The following is a 24,566-nucleotide window of genomic DNA, read 5'->3' as shown; positions in this document are numbered from 1 at the left end:
TCCATCGTTAGATGGAGTTTCAAAGGTAAGGTAATTTTGTTATTTGTAAGCGACTTTTTTCACGGCTTTAATAACGTCTTCAGAATTGGGCAACCACTCTCTGAGAAGTTCTGGTGAATAAGGCGCAGGGGTATCTGCTGTTGTAATTCGCTGTATAGGAGCGTCCAAATAATCGAAGGCTTGCTCCTGTACGATATAGGTGATTTCCGAAGCGACACTGGCAAAAGGCCAAGCCTCTTCCAAGACCACTAAGCGGTTGGTTTTCTTAACGGAGGTTAATATGGTGGCGTGATCCATAGGACGCACCGTTCTCAAATCGATAATCTCACAAGAAATACCTTCTTTTGCCAAAGCTTCAGCTGCGATATAGGCTTCCTTAATGATTTTTCCAAAGGAAACGATGGTTACGTCTGTTCCTGCTCTTTTGATTTCGGCTACACCCAATGGAATGATGTATTCCCCATCAGGCACTTCGCCTTTGTCGCCATACATTTGCTCGGATTCCATAAAAATCACAGGGTCATTATCTCTGATCGCTGCTTTCAATAGTCCTTTCGCATCATAAGGGTTCGAAGGAACCACTACTTTTAAACCCGGAGTGTTGGCAAACCAGTTTTCAAAAGCCTGTGAGTGGGTTGCTCCCAATTGTCCGGCAGAAGCCGTTGGTCCTCTAAATACGATCGGCATCGGAAATTGACCGCCAGACATCTGACGCATTTTCGCTGCATTATTGATGATTTGATCAATCCCAACCAAGGAGAAGTTGAACGTCATAAACTCTACTATAGGACGGTTGCCGTTCATGGCAGACCCTACCGCTATTCCTGCAAAGCCCAATTCTGCAATCGGGGTATCTATAACTCTTTTCGGTCCGAATTCGTCGAGCATACCCTTGGATGCCTTATAAGCCCCATTGTATTCTGCAACCTCTTCGCCCATTAAATATATCGTTTCGTCGCGGCGCATTTCCTCGCTCATCGCTTCACATATCGCTTCTCTAAATTGAATCGTTCTCATAATTTTTCTGTTTCCGTAATTTATAAGGTTGACAAAAATAAATAAATTAATTTACTAATCCTACAAATATGAATTCGCACTTCCGTCGCCGGTCATTCTTTAACGGCGCTTTGGCTTTTTACCACTGATTTTGATCGCGATGCCTTGTTTTTCTTTCAAATAAAACCTATATTTAAGTAGCGCCTAAACCGGTTGCCAACGCCGGGAGCACGGCCTTAAAAGCACGAGCTATCACAGCGAACTCGGATAGATGAGCAAGGCGGTTTCCGACTGCTGTAACAGGTTTTTGGTGTAATTGGTCTTAAAAAACCGCTGTACCACACTCAAGTTGCGATGCAGCAAACAGAGCACGTCTATGTGCTGCTCGCTGACGTATTTTTTTAGGCCGCAGATGCTGTCGGTCTCGTTGAGTATGTGCAGTTGAATGTCCTGATCGGACAGCTGCTCCAACCAAGCCGTTGCCCTGTTATGAGCGTTGGCCGCTTCTTTGGCGGTCGCGGCAATGTGTACACAGGTAAAGGGCTTTTGAAAGGGGGCCAATTGTTTTTTTAACTGTGCGATTAAGGGGATTTCGTTTTTGGTGAGCAAAACCGCGGTGGCAAAGTTTCTCATCGCAGCATAGATCGCGCGTTGCGGTATGGCGAGCACGGGGATCTGCAAGGCGTCGATCAGCTTGGAAGTGTGGGTGCCAAAGAGCTGTGCATCCAAGGTTTTTGATCCCGCCGTACCCATTACCACCAGGTTAATTCCCTTTTCGCTAGTGTAATCCAAGGCGATCTCTTGAAAATAGCCTTTCTCAAAGTGAAAGTACACCGGCACATCCCATTGGTCATTCGCCAAGGCTATTTGTTCCAGCCTTTTAACTTCATCCTGAAAGGCTTGCCACTGTTGGGCTTCCAGATTTTCCTTGTAAAACTCGGCAAACGGGTGTATGCGTTGCTGCTCTTCTAGATCCGTGGCTTCTATGATGGGAACCACGTGTAGAATGTGAATTTCGGCCGTTATCTTTTCGGCAAGTGACAAGGCGTAGCGGTAGGCTTGGTCGGCGAGGTCTGAAAAATCGGTCAGAAATAATATTTTTTTCATGGCGAACGGTTTAGTTTTTTTTGGTCGATTTGATGCGGTATCCCTTAATGCTGCTGCCGTTGATGACCCTTTTTAACAGCACGGCACGGCGGTAGTTAAAATGGCCGTAGGAATGGGTGAGTACGAAGGTTAAAATCGGAACAATCATCCAGCATAGCGCGCCTAAGACCGTTTTGGTCGAGGCCATAGCCGCTTGGAGGCTGAGATTGGGATACAGCGCCAAGCCATTGCCCAGGGCACTGCTGTCGAGGTAGAGCGAAAGGTCGGCCAGACTTTGCCATTGTCCCAGATAAACCGCCCAACTCAAAAGAGCAGTGCCCATGGCGGTAACTAAAAAGGAGCGGAACATCAACAAGAGACTCATCACGCCAAACATATCGTCCATCGCAATGCCCACAGAAGCGTAAAACCATATTCCGATAAACAGAATCCCCATGCCAAGACCTTTCCATATCAGGGCATATTCGAGGTACGCTATATTCATCTGGGGCTGAATCAGCAGATACAAACTCAAGGTGTGCACAAAAAAAGCGATAAAGCCCGAGGCGATGTAATACTTGATGTTCCAATTGTTTTTAAAGCTGTAAAAGGCATAAATTCCCGCGGCAATGATCCCGGGTATCATCCATAAATTGGAGGAGGCGTTGATCAGGTTGTTGTAGCCCAATACCGCGATGGTATAGTTGGTAAACAGGGTGGTCGTCGACAGGAATATACCCATAAAAACCAGCAAGATCAAACCGTGCCATACGTTGGTTCTCTTGTAGAAAAGATCGAATTTAAACAGTTTCCTCTTGAGGAATTTCTGCCGGTAAATCGTCAGCGACAAAAAGACAATACCGGCGATAAAAGCCCAAGTTGTAACGTTGGAAGCCCGCCAAGCCTGTTGTTTGAGGAAGGTGAAAAACACGTTAAAACCCATGGCAGATATGCCGATTAACAGCATGGAAAGCCAGTCGATTTGATAGAGCGGTGTTTTAAAGCTAAAGCGATCGTTGTGCTGAAATACCAGGGAAATAAGCGCTATGCAAAGCATCAGTATACTCATGATTAAGTAAGGCGATTGGTAGTTGCTCGCCGCGATTTGCTCGGCAAAGTAATAGGACGAAAACTGCGTAAAGCCTATGGAAATCGGGTAGAAAACCGCGTAAAACCGCCCGCGATCACCAGTGGGTGTAATGATAAACATCAGCGGCAAAACGACCTCCATCATCAAGAACATCTTAAAAAATCCGATTAAAAAACTCCCTGCTACCAATACATAAGGGTGATCGGTAGTGCCGTTCATATACGAAAGTACCGCCAGTATAATCGCGCTGCTGCAGACGAGTTTTTTGGTGTGGAAGCGCATTTTAAAGCGCAATACCACCGGTATGCTGATTCCCATGCCGATGGCCAAGGCGTTGTTGGCCAAGGCGACAAACTCGGTATAGGTGGCCAGGGCTCCGGAAATATCGGTCGCATTGCTCACATACACCCCAGATATGGATAGGGTGGGAAACAAGATCAGCAGCAGCAAGAGCAGCATCACGGGTTTGGGTACCCAATTGGCAAAAGGCCCTTTGTTATACATTTTTTTTATTTTAAATGGACTTCGACATTCATACCCGCGCGCAGCTCTTTGAGGTCGGGAGTCGAATTGTTTGTGGTAAATTCAATGCGAACGGGAAATCGCTGTTGTACTTTGACAAAATTGCCGGTAGCATTATCTACCGGTATGGCGGAATAGCGCGCACCGGTGGCGCCGGAAATCGCGCTAACCACCCCCTCGTATTCTCTGCCGCCCAAGGCGTCAACGGAGATCTGCACCAAGCCGCCTAATACGACGTTTTGCAACTGGCCTTCGCGATAGTTGGCCGTGACCCACACCCGATTGGAATCGACCAAGGTCGCCACCTGTTGACTCGCGGTTAACAGCTGACCGATATTGACCATACGCCTTCCCATAATGCCGTCGGTAGGCGCGGTAATCACCGTATACGACAGGTTGAGCTTCGCCATGTCTAAGGCGCTTTTTGCCCGCAGTATTTCCGCTTCGTTCAATCCCAATTTCGCTTGCACCTCACCGACGAGCAGCTCGCTGCTGGCTTTGCTGTTGATGATTGATCGGTATTGGGAAATCTGCATCTCCAACTGGGCTTTTTGGGTGTTGAATTCGGTCTGTATCTGGTCGTATTGCTGCTTGCTCACCGCCTCGTCTTTCAGCAGGTTGCGGTAACGGTTAAAGTTTTGTTCCGCATTCCAAAGCTTTGCCTGAGCCACCTCGATTTGAGCCTGAGCCACCTGCACGTTGGCCGCGGCAGTATGAACGTTGTTGGCTGCGGTGAGTACCGAGCTCGCCGTGGCGTTTTTAGATGCCAAAGCCGCCATGTATTGCGCCTCCGCTTGCCCCAATTGAGTGAGGAGCTCGCGGTCGTCAAGCACGATCAGGGTGTCGCCCTGCTGTACCACCTGGTGTTCTGTAAATCGGATTTCTTTGATATAGGCAGAAACGCGGGTGTTGATCGGATTGATATACGATTCCACCTGGGCGGCATTGGTGTAGTTGTCGTTGCCGATGTTGAAATAGGCCTTGATCACCCAAAGTAATCCACCCAATACCGCTATAAACACGGCCGTATTGATCAGCTTTGTCGTCAATTTTGATTTTTTAGCGGTTTTTTTATTCTTTTTTTCAGCGGTGGTATCCGTTGCTGCCGTAAGAGCATCGACGGTTTCTTCGGTGGTTTCCGTTTGTAGTTCTTGATTTGTCATCGTTAAAAGGCTGTTTTGTTGCGGTGTCACTTAGAGACGACCGGCTTCTTTAGCTATTTTGTAGTAAGCGTATATGATGTTGATTTCCGAATTGGCAAACTGCAATTCCGTATCTAATTTGGCGTTGCTGGCGTCGATTAGGTCTAAGAGTATCGCGAGTTGGTTGTTGTATTTACTCTCCATAATGCGGTAGTTTTCCGCGGTTAAAGCGGTGTTGAGCTCGAGGGTTTTGTGCTGCGACAAGGCCTCCTGATACTTTATATAGGCGGTGTTTACCGCTACGTCGATCAACTGCTCCACTTCGCGGACTTCGTACAGGGCCTGTTCTCTTTCGAGTTGGTGCAACCCGAGTTTTCGCGACGATTTGTAGAGCGCGTCCAGGTCAAAACTAAGGGCCAATCCCGCGGTCCAGCCGTTGGCATACATGTCCAGGGCGGGGCTTACCGTAGTGATGGGGCGCTGAAGACTGTTGCCGGCAAAGGCAACCAAAGACGGCAGCACCTCCGATTTGACGATTTTTTCCGATACCTCCTGCAGCTCCACCACCCTTTGTGTTTGCTGTACCGCGGGATGGTTTTTAATAGCCGCTTGGTCCGAGGCGAGATCCGGTAGCAACAGCACCTTGTCCGACAGGGACTCGTCGGGGCTGATCGTCGTATGGGCATCTAGTCCCAATGCCATAACGAGCTGTTTGTTGAGGATCTGTTGGTTGTTGTGCACCACTTCCAAAGCGAGTTTTAAATGGGATAATTGCAACTCTCCGCGGATGACGTCGTTTCGGGTCACCATGCCTTCTTCGTAAAACCTGCGGATGTTGATCAAGCGCTGTGCTGCCAATTCCATGTTTTTCTGATACACCTTTTCTTGGTTATGGGCTTGGTACAGATCCAGGTAATAACCCAGGGTCAGCAATTTGATTTTTTGCTCGTTGGCTTCGTAATTTAAAGCGGCCACTTCCTCGCGTAGCCCCAGTATTTTGATGTTGTTTTTTACCGCATTTCCCTTCCAAATCAGCTGCTTGGCTTCGAGGGTGAACTGATTGCCAAAGTGCGGCATTTCCACCGTGGTCGAATGGGAAAAATCCCGATCGATAATACGGCCATCACCCAGATAAGAAGCCTGTAAATTTGCCGATATTTCCGGTAGAAATTGATTTTTGGCTACCTTAATGTTTTGGGCAGCAATCACCGGGTTCATCGCGAGGGACTTTAAGCTGGGGTGGTTTTCTTTGACCAGTTGAAAGAGCTGATCAACCGTTATGGTCTTGGAGTTTGTGGTCTGCGCTAAGGCAGCGGGTAGGCCTGTGAAAAAACTCCCGCTGATCATGAGTATAGCCGTCCGTATTCTATTCATTTGTCGATGTATTTGTTGGGGCAAAGTTCGGTAAAGCGGCCGGTCTAAAAAAGGTTGAGAAGGTGCGAAAAGAGGTTCAAATGGTATCATGTAGGCCGCATCTTTAAAAACGGACTAGCGGAAATTAGCGGTAAAAGAGTGAGGAATAGGGGAATGCAAAATCCAGATGTCTACGAGTGGAGTAGTAGCAAACCACAAGACAGCTGCAAAACCCAGCTCAAACAGCTGCTTATAAGCGCAGCTAGTTGCGCTGTTGTGAAGCGGTGCAGTGGTAGTGAAATTTTAAGGCTAAAAGGTATCGACTAATTTATTGAAGGCCTTAAAGTTTTTAGGACTGAGACCGCTGTGTTTTTTAAAGTATTTGCCAAAGGCGTATTGGTCGGAAAAGTGAAGTTGACTAGCGATGAGGTTGATCGGGTCTTTGGAGTTTAACAACAGCGTTTTAGATTCGTTGATCAGGGCGTCGTCTATAAATTTGGACGGGGGAATACCCGTAACTTCTCGCACGCTATTGGACAGGTATTTTATAGAGACGAATTGCTCGTCGGCATAAAATTGCAGTCCGCGCTCCGTTCGAAAATTTTTGTTGAGGCTTTCGATAAAAGCTAGGGTGATTTGCTCTTTTCTCGAATTGTATAGGGAGGGGTTTTGGGTGTTTTCGAGCAGCTTTCCCGCGGTGATATAGATCAAAGCGGAGAATAAAGCGGTAGTGACTTCCTGGCGGAATAAAGCCGATTTTTCGTTGTTGATGTAAAAGGCCAGCTGCTGGGCCAGGGATATGAGATGCGCAAATTCTTCGGGTTCAAAATAGAGCATGGCACCTTTCTTCTCCATAAAAGTAATGCGGTACACGTAGTAACGATTGAAATTAAGGCTGATTTTTTGTCGGATTTTCTCGCGGTCGGTCGAGATAAAGTAGACCGAAAGGTCCCGGCTGTAATCATTGATTTTATAGAGGTTTTCCGATGAAATCAGCGCGATATTCCCCGCTTGGTACACACTTTTAAAACCGTTTAGTTCCACGGTCAGCGTGCCCCGGTAAACCAATATATAGGAAATGGATCTCGGGCGAAAGGAATCGCCAATTTTGACTTTGTCAAAGAAAAAAACCTCGTCGTAAATTGTAAACATCTCGAATCGTTTTATAGCGGAATCGGACCCCGCATGGTTGCCTGCAGCAGTATGCGCAGCTGTTGGCTGTCGAATCCCGTATTGCTTCGCATTTAGTGCTATTAATCTGCTGTTTGTCGAGCGCATTCGCGTTGAAAATAGGTTTTTGACCCGCGATTCTCGGCTTTTTTGCGATTTACACCCGTTGCCACCGTTGATTTTGTACTGCAAAAAGCGGTGTTCCAAACGGCTTGTAAAACATTTAATAATTTTTTAATGCGGCAAACAGTCCATAAATATAAGGCTAAATCCATTGGCGGCAAGTGTTTTTTTGCATTTGCTCCCTGGCGCTTTTTCGCAATCTGCGCAGCGCGCTTCGGAGGGTGGCCGTCGAAAAACTGCTTGAAATGGAAGCGGATAGCCGCGGGCTGTACATCGGTTTTTGTCGGCTACTTCCTCCTGCAACAACGCGAATCGCCGAGCGGAGAAAGCGCTCCCCAAAAGCGATTTTTGATAAAAAAGCGCGCAGAAACGACCAAAAAGGCCCTTAAAAAACATTTTTATATGCTTGCATAGTAAATATTTAAAAATAAATGATTATTTTCGTTCCTAGAAAATTGTAAACACATAAACGTATATAAAATGAAAATATTAGTTTGCATCAGCCATGTGCCTGATACTACTTCCAAGATTAATTTTGCGAATGGAGATTCAGAATTTGATACCAACGGTGTTCAGTTTGTTGTGAATCCCAATGATGAGTTTGGTTTAACACGTGCTATTTGGTTTAAAGAAAAACAAGGCGCTCAAGTTACTGTAGTCAATGTAGGCGGACCGGAAACGGAAGCTACCTTGCGCAAGGCGTTGGCTATCGGAGCAGATGAGGCGATTCGCGTAAATGCAGTACCTACAGACGGTTTGTTTGTGGCAAAACAATTGGCCGAAGTGGTAAAAAACGGGTCTTTTGACTTGGTTATCGCAGGAAAGGAGTCCTTGGACTACAATGGGGCTATGGTTCCGGGTATGTTGGCTTCGCTTTTGGGCTTTGACTTTGTAAACGCTTGTATCGGTTTAGAAGTAGACGGTACTGCGGCAAAAGCGATTCGCGAAATCGACGGAGGTAAAGAAACCATTGCTGCAAGCCTACCTTTAGTTGTAGGTGGACAAAAGGGAATTGTAGAAGAAAAAGATTTGAGAATCCCGAATATGCGCGGAATCATGACGGCTAGAACCAAGGCTTTAACCATAGTAGAACCGATCGCAACTGTAGCGGCTACCAAAGTGATTCGCTTTGAAAAACCGGCACCGAAATCCGCTGTGAAATTGGTGAGCGCAGACAATTTAGATGAACTGGTGAACTTATTGCACAACGAAGCGAAAGTAATCTAATCTACATTTAGTAAATAATAATTATACCATCATTAAAATTAAGAATATGTCTATTTTAATATATGCTGAATCAGCAGAAGGAAAATTTAAAAAAGTAGCTTTAGAGCTGGCGTCTTATGCGAAGAAAGTAGCAGAAACCATGAGCACTACAGTTACGGCCGTTACGGTAAATATCTCCGATGTGAGCGAATTGGCGAACTACGGAGTCGATAAAGTATTAAAAGTAACCAACGACCAACTCAAGGCTTTTAACGCTAAGGCTTATGCCGATGTGGTTAAACAAGCTGCACAAAAAGAATCGTCGAAATTAGTGGTTTTATCCTCTTCTACCGATAGTTTGTATTTGGCTCCAATCTTGGCTGTAGGCTTGGATGCGGGATATGCCTCAAACGTGGTGGCTTTGCCAGAGAGCACCAACCCTTTTGTAGTAAAGAGAACCGCTTTTTCCAACAAGGCCTTCAACCATACCGAAATCAATTCGGACGTAAAGGTAATCGCCTTGGGTAAAAACTCTTTCGGACTTGTAGAGGCCAATGGTCCTGCAGCTGCAGAAGATTTTTCACCGTCTTTAAACCATGCGGACTTTAGCTTAAAAGTGGAAAGCGTAGAAAAAACCAGCGGAAAAGTGACCATCGCAGATGCAGATGTCGTAGTTTCTGCCGGACGTGGACTAAAAGGACCGGAAAACTGGGGAATGATCGAAGAGTTGGCTTCCGTTTTAGGAGCGGCTACAGCTTGTTCTAAACCGGTATCTGACTTGGATTGGAGACCTCACGAAGAACACGTTGGACAAACGGGAAAACCCGTAGCTGCCAACTTGTATATCGCTATTGGTATCTCTGGAGCAATCCAGCACATAGCCGGAATCAACGCGTCTAAGGTGAAAGTGGTAATCAACTCCGATCCCGAAGCACCTTTCTTTAAAGTAGCCGACTACGGTGTAGTAGGAGATGCTTTTGATATTGTACCCAAATTAATTGAAAAGCTAAAAGAATTCAAAGCGAAGAATTCGTAGATTTTCGATTTAGTCTAATATTAAAGGGCTGTCTAAATGAAGAAATTACTATCTTTGTTAGACAGCCCTTGTTGTGATTATAAATATGAGTTATGAGTTTAGTAAAACTTAGTATTAAAGGAATTTCGTATAGCCATACGCAAAATGGAGCTTACGCTCTAATCTTAAATGAAGTAGAAGGCGAGCGCAAATTACCTATTGTTATCGGTGCTTTTGAGGCGCAGTCCATTGCTATTGCCATAGAAAAGGAAATCAAACCCCCACGCCCGTTAACACACGATTTGTTTAAGAATTTTGCCGACCGCTTCGACATTGTCGTCAAGCAGGTCATTATACATAAATTGGTAGACGGGATTTTCTTTTCCAGCATCATTTGCGAACGCGATGGTATAGAGGAGATTATCGATGCCCGTACATCCGACGCAATCGCTTTGGCCATACGTTTTTATGCACCGATATTTACCTATAAAAACATCTTGGACAAGGCGGGAATTATTCTGAAATCCACCTCTCTAGATGCGATGCAAACCGACGGACCACTAGAAGACGACAGCGATTTTAAATCGGACGTAGCGGAAGAGCAAACCAGAAAAGCAGGCGATTACGCCCATTACAGCCTTTCTGAACTCTATGAGTTATTGGAAAATGCCGTTTTAAAAGAGGATTATGAAAAGGCGGCCAAACTCCGAGACGAAGTCTCCAAGAGAGAACTGTAGCGGTTTCGATAAGCATACGTGCGGTAACCGCCGTTTGGAAAGGGTAGGAATGAGACAGACAATAACGAGGCTTTGGCCTAGGAGCTTATAAAAAATAGTATCGAACGATGAAACAATATTTAGATTTGGTCCGAGAGGTGGTCGATCGCGGCGTTCAAAAGGGCGACCGTACCGGAACGGGCACTAAAAGCATATTTGGCTATCAAATGCGCTTCGACCTCAGCGCGGGATTTCCCTTGGTAACCACCAAGAAAGTCCACTTAAAATCGATTATTCACGAGCTGCTTTGGTTTTTAAAAGGCGATACCAATATTGCCTATTTAAAGGAAAACGGCGTTAAAATTTGGGACGAATGGGCCGATGAAAACGGCGACCTAGGACCGGTTTACGGTTTCCAATGGCGAAACTGGAACGGCGAAGGAATCGACCAAATCACCGAGCTTATCGATACGATCAAAAACAACCCCAACAGCAGAAGGATGATGGTGACGGCTTGGAACCCAAGTGTGATGCCCGATACCTCCCGCTCCTTTTCTGAAAATGTCGCCAATGGAAAGGCTGCTTTGCCGCCCTGCCATTCGTTTTTTCAGTTTTACGTAGCCGAGGGGAAGCTGTCTTGTCAGCTCTATCAACGCAGTGCCGACGTGTTTTTAGGCGTGCCGTTTAATATGGCCTCTTATGCGTTATTCGCCATGATGGTGGCGCAGGTTTGCGATTTAGAATACGGAGATTTTATACATACCTTCGGTGATGTACACATCTACAACAACCACATCGAGCAAATCGAACTCCAATTGTCGCGCGAGGCAAAACCGCTGCCGACCATGAAATTAAACCCCGAAATCAAAGATATTTTCTCTTTTAAATGGGAGGATTTTTCCTTGGAAAACTACGACCCACATCCACCTATTAAAGGAGCTGTTGCCGTATAATTGTTCAACTTTTAAAATTCTTGCCGCATGATGGATCCCGTACAACACGAACTTTATGAAGATGCTCGTATTCGAGTAAAGCAAAAAAAATGGCTCTTCTTTCACTTGGTTGTTTTTGTTTTAGGCAGTATTTTTTTGTATGTCGCCAACGAATACCTCGTGCAGGATAAAACGGTCAAATGGTATTTATGGGCAACCTCTATTTGGGCATTGCTGTTTTTGCTACACGCCATCAACGTATTGATTGTCAATCGATTTATGAATAAAAAGTGGGAGCGCACTCAAATTGATAAGCTCATGGAAAAACAACTCAAGCGCCGCGAACAACTGGAGCAACAAGTAGCCCGCGAATTCCCGGTTTCTACACCCGAACTTCCCAACGATTCACCCGAGCGTCCCATCTAAAAACAAACCGATATGATTATTCTAGTCGCAGCGGCTGCAACAAATGAAGCATTGGGTAAGGACGGACAATTGTTGTGGCATTTGCCCGACGATTTTAAGCACTTTAAGAGTCTGACCTCCGGCCATTACATCATCATGGGACGCAAGACCTTTGAAACGTTTCCAAAGCCTTTGCCCAACCGCAAACACCTGATCATTACTAGAAATGAAAACTATAGCGCACCCGAAGACTGCTTGGTCGTCGGGAGTTTGGAAGCCGCGTTAAAACTAGCCCAAGGACAAGACGATGTATTTGTGATTGGCGGTGGGGAAATCTATAGAGAAGCCCTGCCTTTTGCCGATAAAATAGAACTGACTCGCGTGCATCACAGCTTTGATGCCGATACCTTTTTTCCCGTATTGGATGCCAATACTTGGAAATTGTTTTCGGAGGTTACACATCCCGTGGATGAAAAACACCAATATGCCTTTAGCTTTCAAACCTGGGTCAGAAAATAACCGACGACTATGAAAGGGATTTGGACGCTTTTTTTCGGACTATTGCTGCTGAGTCCGTGTTGGGCTCAAAAGCCCATAACAGCGGTCTACCTCGATGCGGAAGCGGCAGCGGGTGCCCATTTTATAGGCAAAAACATCTTTAATTCCAGTTATTTCGTCAAAGACCACGTTTTGGTGGAAAAGCGGGGCAATGCCCAGCGCGAATATCAAAACCTAAGTCTGGGACCACTCGATTTTGTCGACCTGGTCAATCCCATGCAATTGTCTCTCTTTTACAAGCGTTTCAATACCGTGGTGTTGTTGGACAAGGAACTGGCACCCATCAAAACCATTCGCTTGGCAGACGCCAATCCGCAATTGATTCCAGCCTACGTCGGCATGAGCTCTCAAAACCGCTTGTGGCTCTGGGACGATGCCACCAATCAATTGGGGCAACTCTCCTTGCAAACCCTGGTTTTCCAATCCCTGACCACCGCCTTTTTAGAACCGGTGATTTACCGCAGTTCCGATGTCAACTACTTTTATTGGATTTCTAAAGACAACAAACTCTTTTATAGCGATATCTACGGCAAGGTAAAACAACCGTACACCCTGCCACCTTTTGACAGGATTCAGATAATCAATAAAGACAAAATCTTATACATAAACGATAATCAACTCTATTACTTGGATTTACCCTCGGGTATTTCCAGTCGAATCGATTTAAGGGAAAAAAGCATTTCAGCTTTCTTTTTTAACACCCAAATTTTGAGTATTTTTACCGATCTAGAAATTAAAAATTACCTTATAACTCTACCCTAAATGCATATAGCTATCGCTGGAAATATCGGAGCCGGAAAAACGACACTTACTAAATTATTGGCCAAACATTATAGGTGGGAACCGCATTTTGAAGATGTTGTAGACAATCCGTATTTGGACGACTTCTACCACAAGATGGATCGTTGGTCTTTTAATTTGCAAATCTACTTTTTAAACAGCCGATTTAGGCAGGTTTTAAAAATTCGTCAAAGTGGTAGCAAAACCATACAGGATAGAACCATATATGAAGATGCCCATATCTTTGCTCCCAATTTACACGCCATGGGTCTGATGTCCAATAGGGATTACGAAAACTATACGTCTCTATTTGAAATGATGGAAGAATTGGTTGGAGCACCAGACTTATTGATCTACCTGCGCAGCTCAATCCCTAACCTGGTAGCGCAAATTCATAAAAGGGGCAGAGACTATGAAAACTCGATTTCCATTGAATACCTCAACCGATTAAACGAGCGTTACGAAGCTTGGATCCAAACCTATAACAAGGGGAAACTCTTGATCATCGATGTGGATCAAATCAATTTTGTCGATGATCCCGAAGATTTGGGAAGCATTATCAATCGTATCGACGCCGAAATTAACGGCCTGTTCTAAACATAAAAAAATAAGCCACAGTAATGTGGCTTATTTGATTTTACAGGCAATTGACAATCGAGGTGTTTTTAATGGTTCGAATGACAAAGGAACTCTTGATCTGTGAAATGATTTCCAATTGCGAAATCTTGTGTACCACAAAATTTTGGTAAGACTCCATGTCGTCTAAAAGGAGTTTTAACAAAAAATCATAACTACCCGCAATATAAGAAGCCTCCAAGACTTCTTCGAGATTGGTAACATAGTCTTCGAATTCCTCAAACAGTATTCCGTGGTGCTTGACCAACGTTACTTGGCAATACACCAAAAGCTTTTTTCCCAACAAGGTCGGGTCAATTATCGCTGCATAATTTTTAATAATACCCGACGATTCCAACTTTTTGATGCGTTCGTGAACCGGGGTAACAGACAGATTGACTTTTTCTGCTAATTGTTTGATGGATTGCTTGCTGTCTAGCTGCAACTCAAAAAGCAGTTTTTTGTCAATAGAATCAAGTAATGTCATATTTTTTTGGGTGTTAATAGGTGGTTTTCGTTTCAAAAATACAATAAATTACATGGAAAATGAACCCAATCGATCTAGCGATTTTAGTAGAGAAGGTGTCTTATTAATCTTTTTTCGCTTAATATTTCATTATTGTATTTGATTGTTAACTGTTTTTTAGCGTAATAGTCTAAAAAAAGTGTTTTTGATAGTAATAGTGGTAAAATGTTAAAAAATAATATTGTTAGGCTAAATAATACAACCTAATGTTTTTTAAACGGGATATTTAGTGTTATAGCAAATCGCTGTGTTGTAAAATAGGTAAACGATTGTATTATTGGTTAAATTATTGGGATTAATGTTTTTGTGCTGTATTTTTTGTCCCTTTTTATAACCGTCGTTCTAGGGGGCGAGATTATTCAAAGAGGGGCTTAGCCCGTTGACAAAGCCGGTTCGTATACTTTAAAAGGGTTTTTTGCCGGCTTGATATGAGACTGTACAAAACGCGATTTGTACAACCAAGGGTTCTTTAAAGGGGTAAAGTTTTATATTTAACTGAACAGAGACAAAATAAGTCAGCCGGTCTAAAAGAAAAAACCGCAGTTGTCGTTTAGCTGACTTGGGAAAAGGGACTTGTTTTCGGACCGCACTTGGGGCAGCGGCTTCTTGATGGGGCTCGATTTGTCAATCGCTCACATCTTTCGAGAAATCAGCGGTCAACACGCTTTAGTTTTTGGGGCATGGAGTTTTGCTCGTCCTTACTTACAGCGCGCGACCCCTTTCGCCATTGGACGATGACGAGGCAGTCCAGACGCAATCCGACTGCGACCAAGATGCTGGATTGACGCTAAAAATGCCGCTTTCACGCGGCAAAATGGGGGCTTTCAGCGGTCTCGTGAATCGTCGCATCTGCCTACTATTGGGTGAGCTCGCGAAATAAATGTTCTAAATTTTTATTTTTCACATGTAGGGAAAGTGTTTTTAAGCCCTGTTGCTGCGCGAAATCATAAACCAAAGATCGTTGATCTTCGCCGGCTTCAAAGGTCAGTTCCCATTGGGTGTCGTGTATGTTCTTGGCGCGGATCAATTGGGGAATACGCAAGATAAATTGCTCTTCAATTTTAAAGTCAAATTCAACCGCTATGAGTTGTTCGCTGTTTTTTTCGAGCATGCTGTCGAGTTTTTCATCGGCGACAATTTGACCCTTTTTAATGATAATCACCCGTTCACAAAGGGCTTCGACCTCTTGCATAATATGCGTCGAGAGAAAGACGGTTTTGTTTTTGCCGATGTTTTTAATCAGTTCGCGAATCTCTACCAATTGGTTGGGGTCGAGTCCTGTGGTGGGTTCGTCGAGAATCAATACTTCTGGATCGTGTAGCAAGGCCGTAGCCAAGCCAACTCGCTGACGGTATCCCTTGGAGAGTTGTCCGATTTTTTTATGCGATTCCGGACTCAATCCTGTCAGCTGTATTACTTCCTCGATTCTGCTGGAAGCCACCTTGTACAGCGCTGCGTTATACGCTAAGTATTCGCGTACGTACAGGTCGAGATACAAGGGGTTATGCTCGGCTAAATAACCCACCGATTTTTGAATCGAACGGGTGTCCTTATCCAAATCAAACCCGTTTATTTGCGCTTGACCCCCGTCTTTGTTGAGATAGGTGGTTAAGATTTTCATCAAGGTCGATTTTCCAGCGCCATTGGGTCCTAAAAATCCGACAATTTCCCCTTTTACAATGGAAAAAGAAATGGAATCCAAGGCTTTTTGATCGCCATAAAACTTACTGATATTCTCAACTACTATAGACATACTACGGGTGGATTTGGAAACAAATGTAATTATTTTGACTGCTTAAAAAAATAGATGCACCACAATTAATGGGAAAATCCAAAAGAAATGCTCAAGGCTATAATGGCAATGACGATTAATGTAATGCAAACATAGCGGTAATCCCGCTCCAGTACAAAGGAAATTAGCGACAGTACGATGCGCAAAACCGGTGTGAGAAAGAGCAGCAGTACGCCCAAAAAAATGATGGATTCCCCTTGTCCCTGTCGTAGACCGATCCATATATCTTCCACCACCACCAAGAGGTTGCGATTGTTTTCGGTAAAAGTGCGGTAGTCCACCGTTTCGGCGCGATTTCCCATGAGGTAAATCAATCCGCCGAGCAGGGCTACGCTTAGGGCAATCCAAACCCCATAGCGCAACAGGTTTCCGATGATCGCTTGGAAATCGCGATCGGTAAATTTTTCTGGGGTCATGGCTTATATTTTACCGTTAATACCGCTGTATATCATATTGGCGGCGAGGAAAAGAATTAAAATAGCGAAGAATATTCGAAGTTTTTTGGTGTTTGCGCGTACCAATACCCGGGCACCTGTCATGGCGCCAAAGAGCACACCAATCACTACGGGCATGCAAATAGCCGGCTCGATATAGCCTTTTTGGATATAAATTACCGAACTGGCCATAGCGGTTACCCCCATCATAAAATTGCTGGTGGTGGTCGAAACCTTAAACGGTATTTTCATGATGTTATCCATGGCGATTACCTTAAAAGCACCTGATCCGATGCCGAGTAAGCCCGACATCATTCCCGCGACGCCCATCATGCTAAAACCCCCAACGACATTTTTGGTGCCATAGGCAACCTTGGTCCCGTCGGCCGAAGGATACGTACTGGGTAAAAGTAGTTTTTCGGCTAAGGCACTCGAGTGCAAGACCAGGTGTTCCTCTTTTTTTCGCAGCGAATTGATCGACGAGAAAATCAGGGTTAAACCAAAGACTACCGCGAGTAGGGAGGTCGGAGCAATGGCCGACAGCAATGCGCCGATTACCGCTCCAGCCGTGGTGGCAATCTCCAGGAAAATACCCAGTCGCATATTGGTAATCCCCTCTTTGACATAGGCAGCGGCCGATCCCGATGAAGTGGCAATTACGGCGACTAAAGCGGTTCCGATGGCGTAATGGATGTCTACACCTAAAAATACCGTTAGCAGCGGAATGATGATGATTCCCCCGCCAAGTCCGGATAGCGAACCTATAAAACCAGCTAAAAAAGCACCCAAGAACAGTATAAGTGTAAAGGTTAGTACGGTCATAAAAAGCCTGTTTTTAATAAGAAACCCTAAAATTAAAACTTTCCGAACAAATAGGCGCTAAAAACCAGTCCTTTTTGTGAAGTTGTCCGGAAAGCGGTGCGGGATAAAGGGCATTTGGACCAAACTTTTTGCGATATGTATTTGTTTAAATACGCTTTGACAAAGAAATATAGTAAATTTGCGCTATGGAAAGGGATACGTATACAAATACTTGGATGGACGCGTTTCGCGAGCAAGGACAACCCCTGATTATTGCAGGACCTTGTAGCGCAGAAACCCCAGAGCAAGTGATGACTATAGCCAAGCAACTGCCGAAGCAAGTAAAGGTGTTTCGCGCCGGAATTTGGAAACCGCGAACCAGGCCCGGAGGATTCGAAGGCGTGGGGGCGATTGGATTAAAGTGGCTGCAAGAGGTAAAGCGGGAAACCGGTTTGCAGATTGCCGTCGAAATAGCGACGGCACAACACGTCGAACTCGCCTTGGCACACGATATCGATGTGCTGTGGATCGGCGCGCGTACAACCGTCAACCCCTTCGCCGTTCAGGAAATCGCCGACAGGCTTCAAGGTACCGATAAAATCGTATTGGTAAAAAATCCGGTGAATCCCGATTTGGGATTATGGCTCGGTGGCGTGGAGCGTTTAATCAACGCCGACGTGACCAAACTAGGCGTAATTCACAGGGGGTTTTCGACCTATGAAAAAACCAAATATAGAAATGTACCCGAATGGCAACTGGCGATCGATTTGAGAACTCAGCTGCCCAATATGCCTGTTTTCTGCGATCCCTCGCACATTACCGGCGATAGAAATCGCATACTCGAAGTGTCGCAACAAGCCCTGGATTTGAATTACGACGGATTGATGATCGAAACACACAACAATCCCGATAAAGCCTGGAGTGACGCCGCACAGCAAGTCACCCCCAACCAACTCGAATCGATCTTGAGCCACCTAAAAGTGCGGCATTCCACCGACGAAACCGAAGAGTTTCTCTCGCAGATCAATCAGCTGCGTTTGCAGTTGGACGACATGGATAGCAAAATTTTGGATATCTTAGGCAAGCGAATGCAAATAGCCGATCAGATTGGCAGTTTGAAAAAAGTCAAAAACGTAGCCGTTTTTCAGCAACAACGATGGGTGACTGTCTTGGAGAAAATGCTCGTTGAAGGGGCATCCAAAGGATTGACAAAAGATTTTATTTCCGCATTCTATGCCGCTGTTCACCAGGAAAGCATACAAAGACAGGATAAAATTATTAATAAAATTAAATAACAGGCGAGTACACTAGCTTATGAAAGGAATCGTTTATAAATCGACAGGCAGTTGGTATCAGGTTAAGGCCGAAGATGGAACTTTTATCGAATGTAGAATAAAGGGAAAGTTTAGGATAAAAGGTATTAAGAGCACCAACCCGATTTCGGTGGGTGATGTGGTGGAATTTGATTTGGAAACCTCCTCAGACGTGACCACGGGATTGATTCATACCATCGAAGAACGAAAGAATTATATCGTAAGGAAATCGGTGAATCTCTCCAAGCAAATCCATATTATCGCATCGAATATCGATCAGGTGTTTTTGATGGTCACCATAAATAATCCGGTGACTACAACGAGCTTTATCGATCGTTTTCTCGTCACGGCAGAGGCCTACGGTATTCAAACGGTCATCGTCTTTAACAAGATCGATACCTATGACGACGAAACCTTAGACGAACAACTGTATCTACAGCATACCTACAACCAAATCGGTTATGAGTGTTTGCGCGCTTCTGCCACAACCAAAAAGGGCTTGGACGCGATTAAAGAAAAAATGACGGGCAAGGTGTCTATGTTTTCCGGCCATTCCGGCGTGGGCAAATCCACCCTGATCAATGCCATTGAACCTACCCTGAACTTAAAGACAGCAGTGATTTCCGAACAACACCAACAAGGACAGCACACCACTACTTTCGCCGAAATGTTCGACCTCTCCTTTGACGCACGCATTATCGATACCCCGGGAATTCGCGGTTTTGGTATCGTCGATATGGAAAAAATTGAAGTCGGGAACTACTTCCCGGAGTTCTTTGCCCTAAAAGATCAATGTAAATTCAACAACTGCTTGCATCGCGAAGAACCGCATTGCGCGGTTAAAGACGCCTTGGACAACGATCAAATTGCCTGGTCGAGATACCGCAGTTATACGCAAATCCTCGACGGAGACGACGACCACTATCGTGCGGATATCTATGCAGATGGTAGGGGTGAAGTATAGCGTTAAGCAGGAGTAATGACAACAGCTAATAAAATTTAATTTCCTTGAGAGTAGTTATTCAAAGAGTTGCGGAAGCCAGTGTTACCATAGACCAACAGTGCGTGGCCCAAATTGGATGCGGACTGTTGGTTTTGGTAGGCATCGAAGAAATCGATCAAATCGAAGACGCCAAGTGGCTGTCTTCAAAAATTTTAAACCTGAGAATTTTTAACGATGAACTCGGCGTGATGAATAAATCGATTCGAGACATCGAAGGAGATTTAATCGTGGTGAGCCAATTTACCTTACACGCAGCAACCAAAAAAGGCAATCGACCGTCGTATATCAAAGCGGCGAAACCCGATATAGCCATTCCCCTTTACCAAGCTTTTGTAGCGGTGTTGGAGCAAGAACTCGGACGCCCTGTTCAAACCGGCCGCTTTGGTGCCGATATGAAAGTGGCTTTGTGCAACGATGGCCCCGTGACCATACTGATGGATTCCCAAAATAAAGAATGATATGGAAGCCTTAAAAAAATACGGCTTGTTTACCGTAATCTACCTGATCCTAACCGCAGTGATGGCAGACGACTTCGCCTGTCTTTGGGCGGTCGACGGCCTTTGTTGGGCCAAATTTTTGGGAAAATACGCTATCTTTATGCTTTTAATGCTGGTTTATGACCGGTTTTTTAAGAACAAAATATTTGGAAAAAAACAATAAAAACACCCATACACTATGAATATAGGAAATGCACAATTAGACGTGGATCGTTGGATTAAAGAACACGGTGTTCGCTATTTTAACGAATTGACCAATATGGCTCAATTGACCGAAGAAGTGGGCGAAGTGGCCCGCATTATCGCAAGGCGATACGGCGAGCAATCGGAAAAGGAAAGCGATAAAAACAAGGATTTGGGCGAGGAATTGGCCGATGTCGTTTTTGTAGTGCTTTGTCTGGCCAATCAAACCGGAGTAGATTTGCAACAAGCCTTCGACAAAAAGATGGATTTTAAAACCCAACGCGATCACGACCGACACCACAACAACGAAAAGCTAAAATAAACGCGTTCAGCCTGTTTTATGAAAGTAGTTTTGCCCCATAGCGCGATAGAAAACCACCAATCGATTGCGGTTTCAGGCAGCAAGTCACAAACCAATCGGCTGCTGTTGCTGCAACAACTGTATCCCAATATCGCTGTGGAAAATCGGGCAGTTGCAGACGACAGTCGCATGATGCAGCGGGCTTTGGAAAGCAGCGATTCGGTAATTGATATTCATCATGCGGGTACCGCTATGCGTTTTTTAACCGCCTATTTTGCCATACAACCCCATAGAACGGTCGTCTTAACCGGAAGTGACCGGATGCAACAGCGCCCAATCGGCATCTTGGTGGAGGCCTTAAAGCAATTGGGAGCGGATATCGAATATGTCGATAAGCCGGGTTTCCCCCCCTTGAGGATCAGGGGGAAAAAACTGCAACAAAACCAAGTGCGGCTCGCAGCCGATGTGAGCAGTCAGTATATCTCCGCACTGCTGCTGATTGCCCCTCAAATACAAGGGGGACTCGAACTCAGCTTTGACGGACGCATCACTTCCCGACCGTATATCGAAATGACCCTAGCGCTCTTGAATGATTTGGGGATACCCAATTCCTTTGAAGCCGATCGAGTACGGGTGCACCATAAACCTCAAATTGCCGATACCACCCTGGTGGTCGAATCCGATTGGTCGTCGGCCTCGTATTTCTATGCGCTGGTAGCCCTGTCGCCCATAGGAACAACCTTGACCTTGTCGCATTACCAAGAGCACAGCATACAAGGCGACGCGGCCGTAGTGGGGTATTTTCGACTTTTTGGAGTGGATACCCAGTTTGGTGACCGCCAAATTACCCTGCGCAAAGCGCGGGAGACTCAACCGCATTTTGAAGCCGATTTTATCGATACGCCCGATTTGGCTCAAACCGTGGTCGTGACCTGTTTTGGATTGGGAATTAGCAGCACGATAACGGGCCTACACACCCTGAAAATCAAAGAAACCGACCGCTTGGCCGCCCTGGAAACCGAACTGCAAAAGCTGGGAGCCCAGGTGTCGACAACGCCAAACAGCCTGACGCTACAGGCCGGCAGTAGCCCGATATCCGGACAGTCGATAGACACCTATCAGGATCATCGCATGGCGATGGCCTTCGCGCCTCTGGCATTAAAAACCAAACTGACCATCAACGAAGCCGAAGTCGTGTCCAAATCTTTTGTCGGCTTCTGGGAAACGCTACAATCGTTGGGAATAAAGGCCACAATACTCCCCTTAAACGACTGTTCCTTAAAATAAACACCAAAACACTTGACAACGCCTATCTGGGGGTCGTATATTTGTAATCTGAAATAGAAGAGCGGAATCTTCTATTATTTAATTAAATTTCAATAAGAATGAAGTTATCCCATTTTAATTTTAATTTGCCGGAAGAGTTGTTAGCTGAGTTCCCTGCTGAAAACAGAGATGAAGCGCGTTTGATGGTTATCGATCGTAAAAAACAAACAATAGAACACAAATACTTTAAAGACTTAATTGATTATTTTGACGAAGGAGATGTGATGGTGTTGAATAATACCAAAGTTTTTCCAGCTCGTTTGTATGGGAATAAAGAAAAGACTGGTGCGAGAATTGAAGTTTTCTTACTCAGAGAATTAAATGCCGAACAACGCCTTTGGGATGTATTGGTCGATCCAGCACGTAAAATTCGTATTGGGAATAAACTGTACTTCGGTGAAGACGATTCGTTGGTAGCAGAGGTGATTGACAACACCACCTCAAGAGGGAGAACCCTGCGTTTTTTATACGACGGTTCTTACGAAGAATTTAGAGAGAAGTTAGCGGAATTGGGAGAAACACCCATTCCAAAATACATCAATAGAGAAGTGGTTCCAGAAGATGCAGAGCGTTATCAGACGATTTATGCCTCGGAAGAAGGAGCTGTAGCTGCACCTACTGCGGGCTTGCACTTTTCAAAACACCTGTTGAAAAAATTGGAAATCAAAGGCATTCAGTTTGCCGAGGTTACCCTACACATCGGCTTGGGGACGTTTAATCCGGTTGAAGTGGAAGATTTGTCTAAGCACAAAATGGATTCTGAAGAAATGAGAGTGACTCAGGAAGCCTGTGATATTGTCAATTCTGCAAAATTGAGAAAGAGCAGAATCTGTGCCGTAGGAACCACTTCTATGAGAGCCTTGGAGAGTTCTGTTTCGTCGAACCGCACCTTGAATCCGTTTGAAGGGTGGACCAACAAGTTTATCTTTCCGCCTTACGATTTTAGTATCGCAGATTGTATGGTGACTAACTTTCACATGCCTAAGTCGACTTTATTGATGATGATTTCGGCGTTTTGCGGACATGATTTGATGAAAAAAGCCTATGAAGAAGCTATAGAAGAAACTTATAAGTTCTATTCTTATGGCGATGCGATGTTGATTATCTAATCGCATCCCATACATTTATACAAAACCTCTAAGCCCAATCGCTTAGAGGTTTTTTGTTTGGCCTAAAATAGGGCGATTTATAGCGCTTTTTTTAGAACTTAAATCGAATTGGCTTTGATAATACTGGAATCTCTCCTATTTTTACGAAACGGAAAATAAATATGTAAATCAGGTCGTACCACGAGGGCACGGATGGAATTGACAATCCAGTATAACCAAGCAATGGGCAACCGCTAATAAGGAAATAACATTATATGAAATTTGAAAATACACTTGAGTTTGCGCAAGCCTTAGATCAGCAAGATGTTTTGTCTAAATACAGAGAAGAGTTTAACTTTCCAAAAGTCAATGGGAAGCAGGTTATCTATTTTACGGGAAATTCTTTGGGTTTGCAGCCCAAGAGAGCCGTGACCTACGTAAATGAAGTGATGAAGGATTGGGCTGAATTGGCCGTAGAAGGACATTTTTATGCCGAAAAACCGTGGTGGGATTATCACGAGCGATTTAGCGAGCCCCTGAGCAAAATTGTCGGTGCCAAGCCGTCGGAAGTCACCGTGATGAACACGCTTACGGTAAACCTGCATTTGATGATGGCCAGTTTTTATAGACCGACCGCCAAAAAGTTTAAAATACTCTGTGAGGAAAAAGCCTTTCCAAGCGATCAATACCTGATCCAAACCCAAGTGCAGTTTCACGGATTGGATCCTAAGGAAACCATAGTGGAAGTCAAGCGCAGAGATGGAGAACACAATTTTAGATTGGAAGACATCTTGGCCAAGATCGATGAGGTAGGAGGGGAATTGGCCCTGGTTTTAATCGGTGGACTCAACTACTACACCGGACAAGTGTTGGATATGAAAACCATTACGGCAGCAGCGCATAAACACAACGCCTATGTCGGTTGGGATTTGGCCCATGCTGCGGGTAATATCGAGTTAAAACTACACGAATGGCAGGCCGATTTTGCCGCCTGGTGCAGTTATAAATACATGAATTCAGGACCGGGAAATGCCTCGGGCTGTTTTATACACGAAAAACATCACAACAATATGGACCTCCCTCGATTGGGCGGTTGGTGGGGACACAACAAAGATCGTCGTTTCTTGATGGAACCGCAATACGATCCCATTCGCAGTGCTCACGGCTGGCAAATTAGCAACCTGCCCATATTGACTCTAGCGCCGTATTTGGCCGCTGTCGAATTGTTCGACGAAATTGGTATGCCGCTGCTGGTCGAAAAAAGAGATCGCATAACCGCTTATTTGGAATTTGTGCTAAAACAAGTAGCCGATGAAGTGGGGGGCGACTTCGAAATTATAACACCCGAAAACCCCTTGGAAAGAGCCAGCCAATTGTCGGTACTGCTGCACGGAGAGGGAAGAGCCCTTTTTGATTATTTGATGAAGGAAGGCGTGATCGTAGATTGGCGCGAACCCAATGTCATCCGATTAGCTCCGGTGCCTTTGTATACCTCTTACCGAGATATCTTTAACTTTGGCCTGGTTCTAAAAAACGGATTAACCCAGAAGGCATAAGCCTTTTTTTTCCTGGAAAGAAAGGGGTTAAAGCAGG

Annotated in this window: 26 protein-coding genes; 16 read left to right on the top strand and 10 right to left on the bottom strand. The window is 45.0% G+C overall.

From position 1 onward, the window contains the following. Window positions 1-39: 39 nt before the first annotated feature. From ACQZ43_RS00705 to ACQZ43_RS00680, 6 genes are all read right to left on the bottom strand, one after another. Window positions 40-1,017 carry a pyruvate dehydrogenase complex E1 component subunit beta gene (locus tag ACQZ43_RS00705; RefSeq protein ID WP_430613903.1) on the bottom strand — a complete coding sequence of 326 codons (978 nt, stop codon included), beginning with the start codon at window positions 1,015-1,017 and terminating at the stop codon, window positions 40-42. Window positions 1,018-1,248: 231 nt separating this feature from the next. Next, on the bottom strand, window positions 1,249-2,103 hold the full coding sequence (locus ACQZ43_RS00700) for a universal stress protein (RefSeq protein WP_430613902.1): 855 nt from the start codon (window positions 2,101-2,103) through the stop codon (window positions 1,249-1,251). 10 nt (window positions 2,104-2,113) lie between these two features. Further along, window positions 2,114-3,676 carry a hypothetical protein gene (locus tag ACQZ43_RS00695; protein ID WP_430613901.1) on the bottom strand — a complete coding sequence of 521 codons (1,563 nt, stop codon included), beginning with the start codon at window positions 3,674-3,676 and terminating at the stop codon, window positions 2,114-2,116. Window positions 3,677-3,681: 5 nt separating this feature from the next. Beyond that, window positions 3,682-4,857: an HlyD family secretion protein gene (locus ACQZ43_RS00690; protein WP_430613899.1), complete on the bottom strand. Its 1,176-nt coding sequence runs from the start codon at window positions 4,855-4,857 to the stop codon at window positions 3,682-3,684. A 30-nt stretch (window positions 4,858-4,887) separates the two neighbouring features. Continuing rightward, window positions 4,888-6,210, bottom strand: coding sequence for a TolC family protein (locus tag ACQZ43_RS00685; protein WP_430613898.1), 1,323 nt, complete (start codon window positions 6,208-6,210; stop codon window positions 4,888-4,890). Between the two features lie 288 nt (window positions 6,211-6,498). Further along, the gene (locus tag ACQZ43_RS00680; RefSeq protein WP_430613896.1) at window positions 6,499-7,341 is read right to left on the bottom strand and encodes a helix-turn-helix domain-containing protein; all 843 of its coding nucleotides are present in this window, start codon (window positions 7,339-7,341) and stop codon (window positions 6,499-6,501) included. A gap of 621 nt (window positions 7,342-7,962) precedes the next feature. Between ACQZ43_RS00680 and ACQZ43_RS00675 the strand changes: the two genes are divergently transcribed. From ACQZ43_RS00675 to ACQZ43_RS00640, 8 genes are all read left to right on the top strand, one after another. Then, window positions 7,963-8,709, top strand: a complete 747-nt coding sequence (locus tag ACQZ43_RS00675; RefSeq protein ID WP_430613895.1) for an electron transfer flavoprotein subunit beta/FixA family protein — start codon at window positions 7,963-7,965, stop codon at window positions 8,707-8,709. A 46-nt stretch (window positions 8,710-8,755) separates the two neighbouring features. Beyond that, window positions 8,756-9,724, top strand: coding sequence for an electron transfer flavoprotein subunit alpha/FixB family protein (locus ACQZ43_RS00670; RefSeq protein WP_430613894.1), 969 nt, complete (start codon window positions 8,756-8,758; stop codon window positions 9,722-9,724). A 92-nt stretch (window positions 9,725-9,816) separates the two neighbouring features. After that, window positions 9,817-10,440: a bifunctional nuclease domain-containing protein gene (locus ACQZ43_RS00665; protein WP_430613893.1), complete on the top strand. Its 624-nt coding sequence runs from the start codon at window positions 9,817-9,819 to the stop codon at window positions 10,438-10,440. Between the two features lie 107 nt (window positions 10,441-10,547). After that, window positions 10,548-11,372, top strand: a complete 825-nt coding sequence (locus ACQZ43_RS00660) for a thymidylate synthase (RefSeq protein WP_430613891.1) — start codon at window positions 10,548-10,550, stop codon at window positions 11,370-11,372. A gap of 27 nt (window positions 11,373-11,399) precedes the next feature. Further along, window positions 11,400-11,777 (top strand): 2TM domain-containing protein, encoded by a 378-nt coding sequence (locus tag ACQZ43_RS00655; RefSeq protein WP_430613890.1) that lies wholly within the window; start codon window positions 11,400-11,402, stop codon window positions 11,775-11,777. A 12-nt stretch (window positions 11,778-11,789) separates the two neighbouring features. Then, a complete protein-coding gene (locus ACQZ43_RS00650) occupies window positions 11,790-12,275 on the top strand; it encodes a dihydrofolate reductase (protein ID WP_430613889.1) in 486 nt (161 codons plus the stop codon). 9 nt (window positions 12,276-12,284) lie between these two features. Beyond that, the gene (locus ACQZ43_RS00645) at window positions 12,285-13,076 is read left to right on the top strand and encodes a hypothetical protein (protein WP_430613888.1); all 792 of its coding nucleotides are present in this window, start codon (window positions 12,285-12,287) and stop codon (window positions 13,074-13,076) included. Further along, window positions 13,077-13,691 carry a deoxynucleoside kinase gene (locus ACQZ43_RS00640; protein WP_219289822.1) on the top strand — a complete coding sequence of 205 codons (615 nt, stop codon included), beginning with the start codon at window positions 13,077-13,079 and terminating at the stop codon, window positions 13,689-13,691. A gap of 40 nt (window positions 13,692-13,731) precedes the next feature. Here ACQZ43_RS00640 and ACQZ43_RS00635 read toward each other — a convergent pair whose 3' ends face one another. From ACQZ43_RS00635 to ACQZ43_RS00620, 4 genes are all read right to left on the bottom strand, one after another. Next, window positions 13,732-14,196 carry an Lrp/AsnC family transcriptional regulator gene (locus ACQZ43_RS00635; RefSeq protein ID WP_430613886.1) on the bottom strand — a complete coding sequence of 155 codons (465 nt, stop codon included), beginning with the start codon at window positions 14,194-14,196 and terminating at the stop codon, window positions 13,732-13,734. Window positions 14,197-15,091: 895 nt separating this feature from the next. Further along, entirely contained in the window at window positions 15,092-15,988 is an 897-nt protein-coding gene (gldA, locus tag ACQZ43_RS00630) for a gliding motility-associated ABC transporter ATP-binding subunit GldA (RefSeq protein WP_430613885.1), read from the bottom strand. A 65-nt stretch (window positions 15,989-16,053) separates the two neighbouring features. Then, complete coding sequence (locus ACQZ43_RS00625; RefSeq protein WP_430613884.1) at window positions 16,054-16,443, bottom strand: DUF1634 domain-containing protein; 390 nt, start codon at window positions 16,441-16,443, stop codon at window positions 16,054-16,056. Window positions 16,444-16,446: 3 nt separating this feature from the next. Beyond that, entirely contained in the window at window positions 16,447-17,283 is an 837-nt protein-coding gene (locus tag ACQZ43_RS00620; protein ID WP_430613883.1) for a sulfite exporter TauE/SafE family protein, read from the bottom strand. A 185-nt stretch (window positions 17,284-17,468) separates the two neighbouring features. On the opposite strand from ACQZ43_RS00620, the gene ACQZ43_RS00615 reads away from it, so the two are divergent. From ACQZ43_RS00615 to kynU, 8 genes are all read left to right on the top strand, one after another. Further along, complete coding sequence (locus ACQZ43_RS00615) at window positions 17,469-18,557, top strand: chorismate mutase (RefSeq protein WP_430613882.1); 1,089 nt, start codon at window positions 17,469-17,471, stop codon at window positions 18,555-18,557. A gap of 19 nt (window positions 18,558-18,576) precedes the next feature. Then, the gene (gene rsgA / locus ACQZ43_RS00610) at window positions 18,577-19,539 is read left to right on the top strand and encodes a ribosome small subunit-dependent GTPase A (protein WP_430613880.1); all 963 of its coding nucleotides are present in this window, start codon (window positions 18,577-18,579) and stop codon (window positions 19,537-19,539) included. Window positions 19,540-19,583: 44 nt separating this feature from the next. Then, on the top strand, window positions 19,584-20,036 hold the full coding sequence (gene dtd / locus ACQZ43_RS00605; protein ID WP_430613879.1) for a D-aminoacyl-tRNA deacylase: 453 nt from the start codon (window positions 19,584-19,586) through the stop codon (window positions 20,034-20,036). A gap of 1 nt (window position 20,037) precedes the next feature. Beyond that, complete coding sequence (locus ACQZ43_RS00600) at window positions 20,038-20,238, top strand: hypothetical protein (RefSeq protein ID WP_430613878.1); 201 nt, start codon at window positions 20,038-20,040, stop codon at window positions 20,236-20,238. A 15-nt stretch (window positions 20,239-20,253) separates the two neighbouring features. Further along, entirely contained in the window at window positions 20,254-20,580 is a 327-nt protein-coding gene (locus ACQZ43_RS00595) for a nucleotide pyrophosphohydrolase (RefSeq protein WP_430613877.1), read from the top strand. 18 nt (window positions 20,581-20,598) lie between these two features. Beyond that, on the top strand, window positions 20,599-21,846 hold the full coding sequence (gene aroA, locus ACQZ43_RS00590; RefSeq protein ID WP_430613876.1) for a 3-phosphoshikimate 1-carboxyvinyltransferase: 1,248 nt from the start codon (window positions 20,599-20,601) through the stop codon (window positions 21,844-21,846). A gap of 98 nt (window positions 21,847-21,944) precedes the next feature. Next, the gene (queA, locus tag ACQZ43_RS00585; protein WP_430613875.1) at window positions 21,945-22,994 is read left to right on the top strand and encodes a tRNA preQ1(34) S-adenosylmethionine ribosyltransferase-isomerase QueA; all 1,050 of its coding nucleotides are present in this window, start codon (window positions 21,945-21,947) and stop codon (window positions 22,992-22,994) included. 254 nt (window positions 22,995-23,248) lie between these two features. Next, window positions 23,249-24,529 carry a kynureninase gene (kynU, locus tag ACQZ43_RS00580; RefSeq protein ID WP_430613874.1) on the top strand — a complete coding sequence of 427 codons (1,281 nt, stop codon included), beginning with the start codon at window positions 23,249-23,251 and terminating at the stop codon, window positions 24,527-24,529. The last annotated feature ends 37 nt before the right edge of the window (window positions 24,530-24,566 follow it).

This window comes from Flavobacterium sp. JP2137, assembly GCF_050562195.1.
Lineage (GTDB): Bacteria > Bacteroidota > Bacteroidia > Flavobacteriales > Flavobacteriaceae > Flavobacterium.
This window is presented reverse-complemented; position numbering and strand designations above follow the sequence as displayed.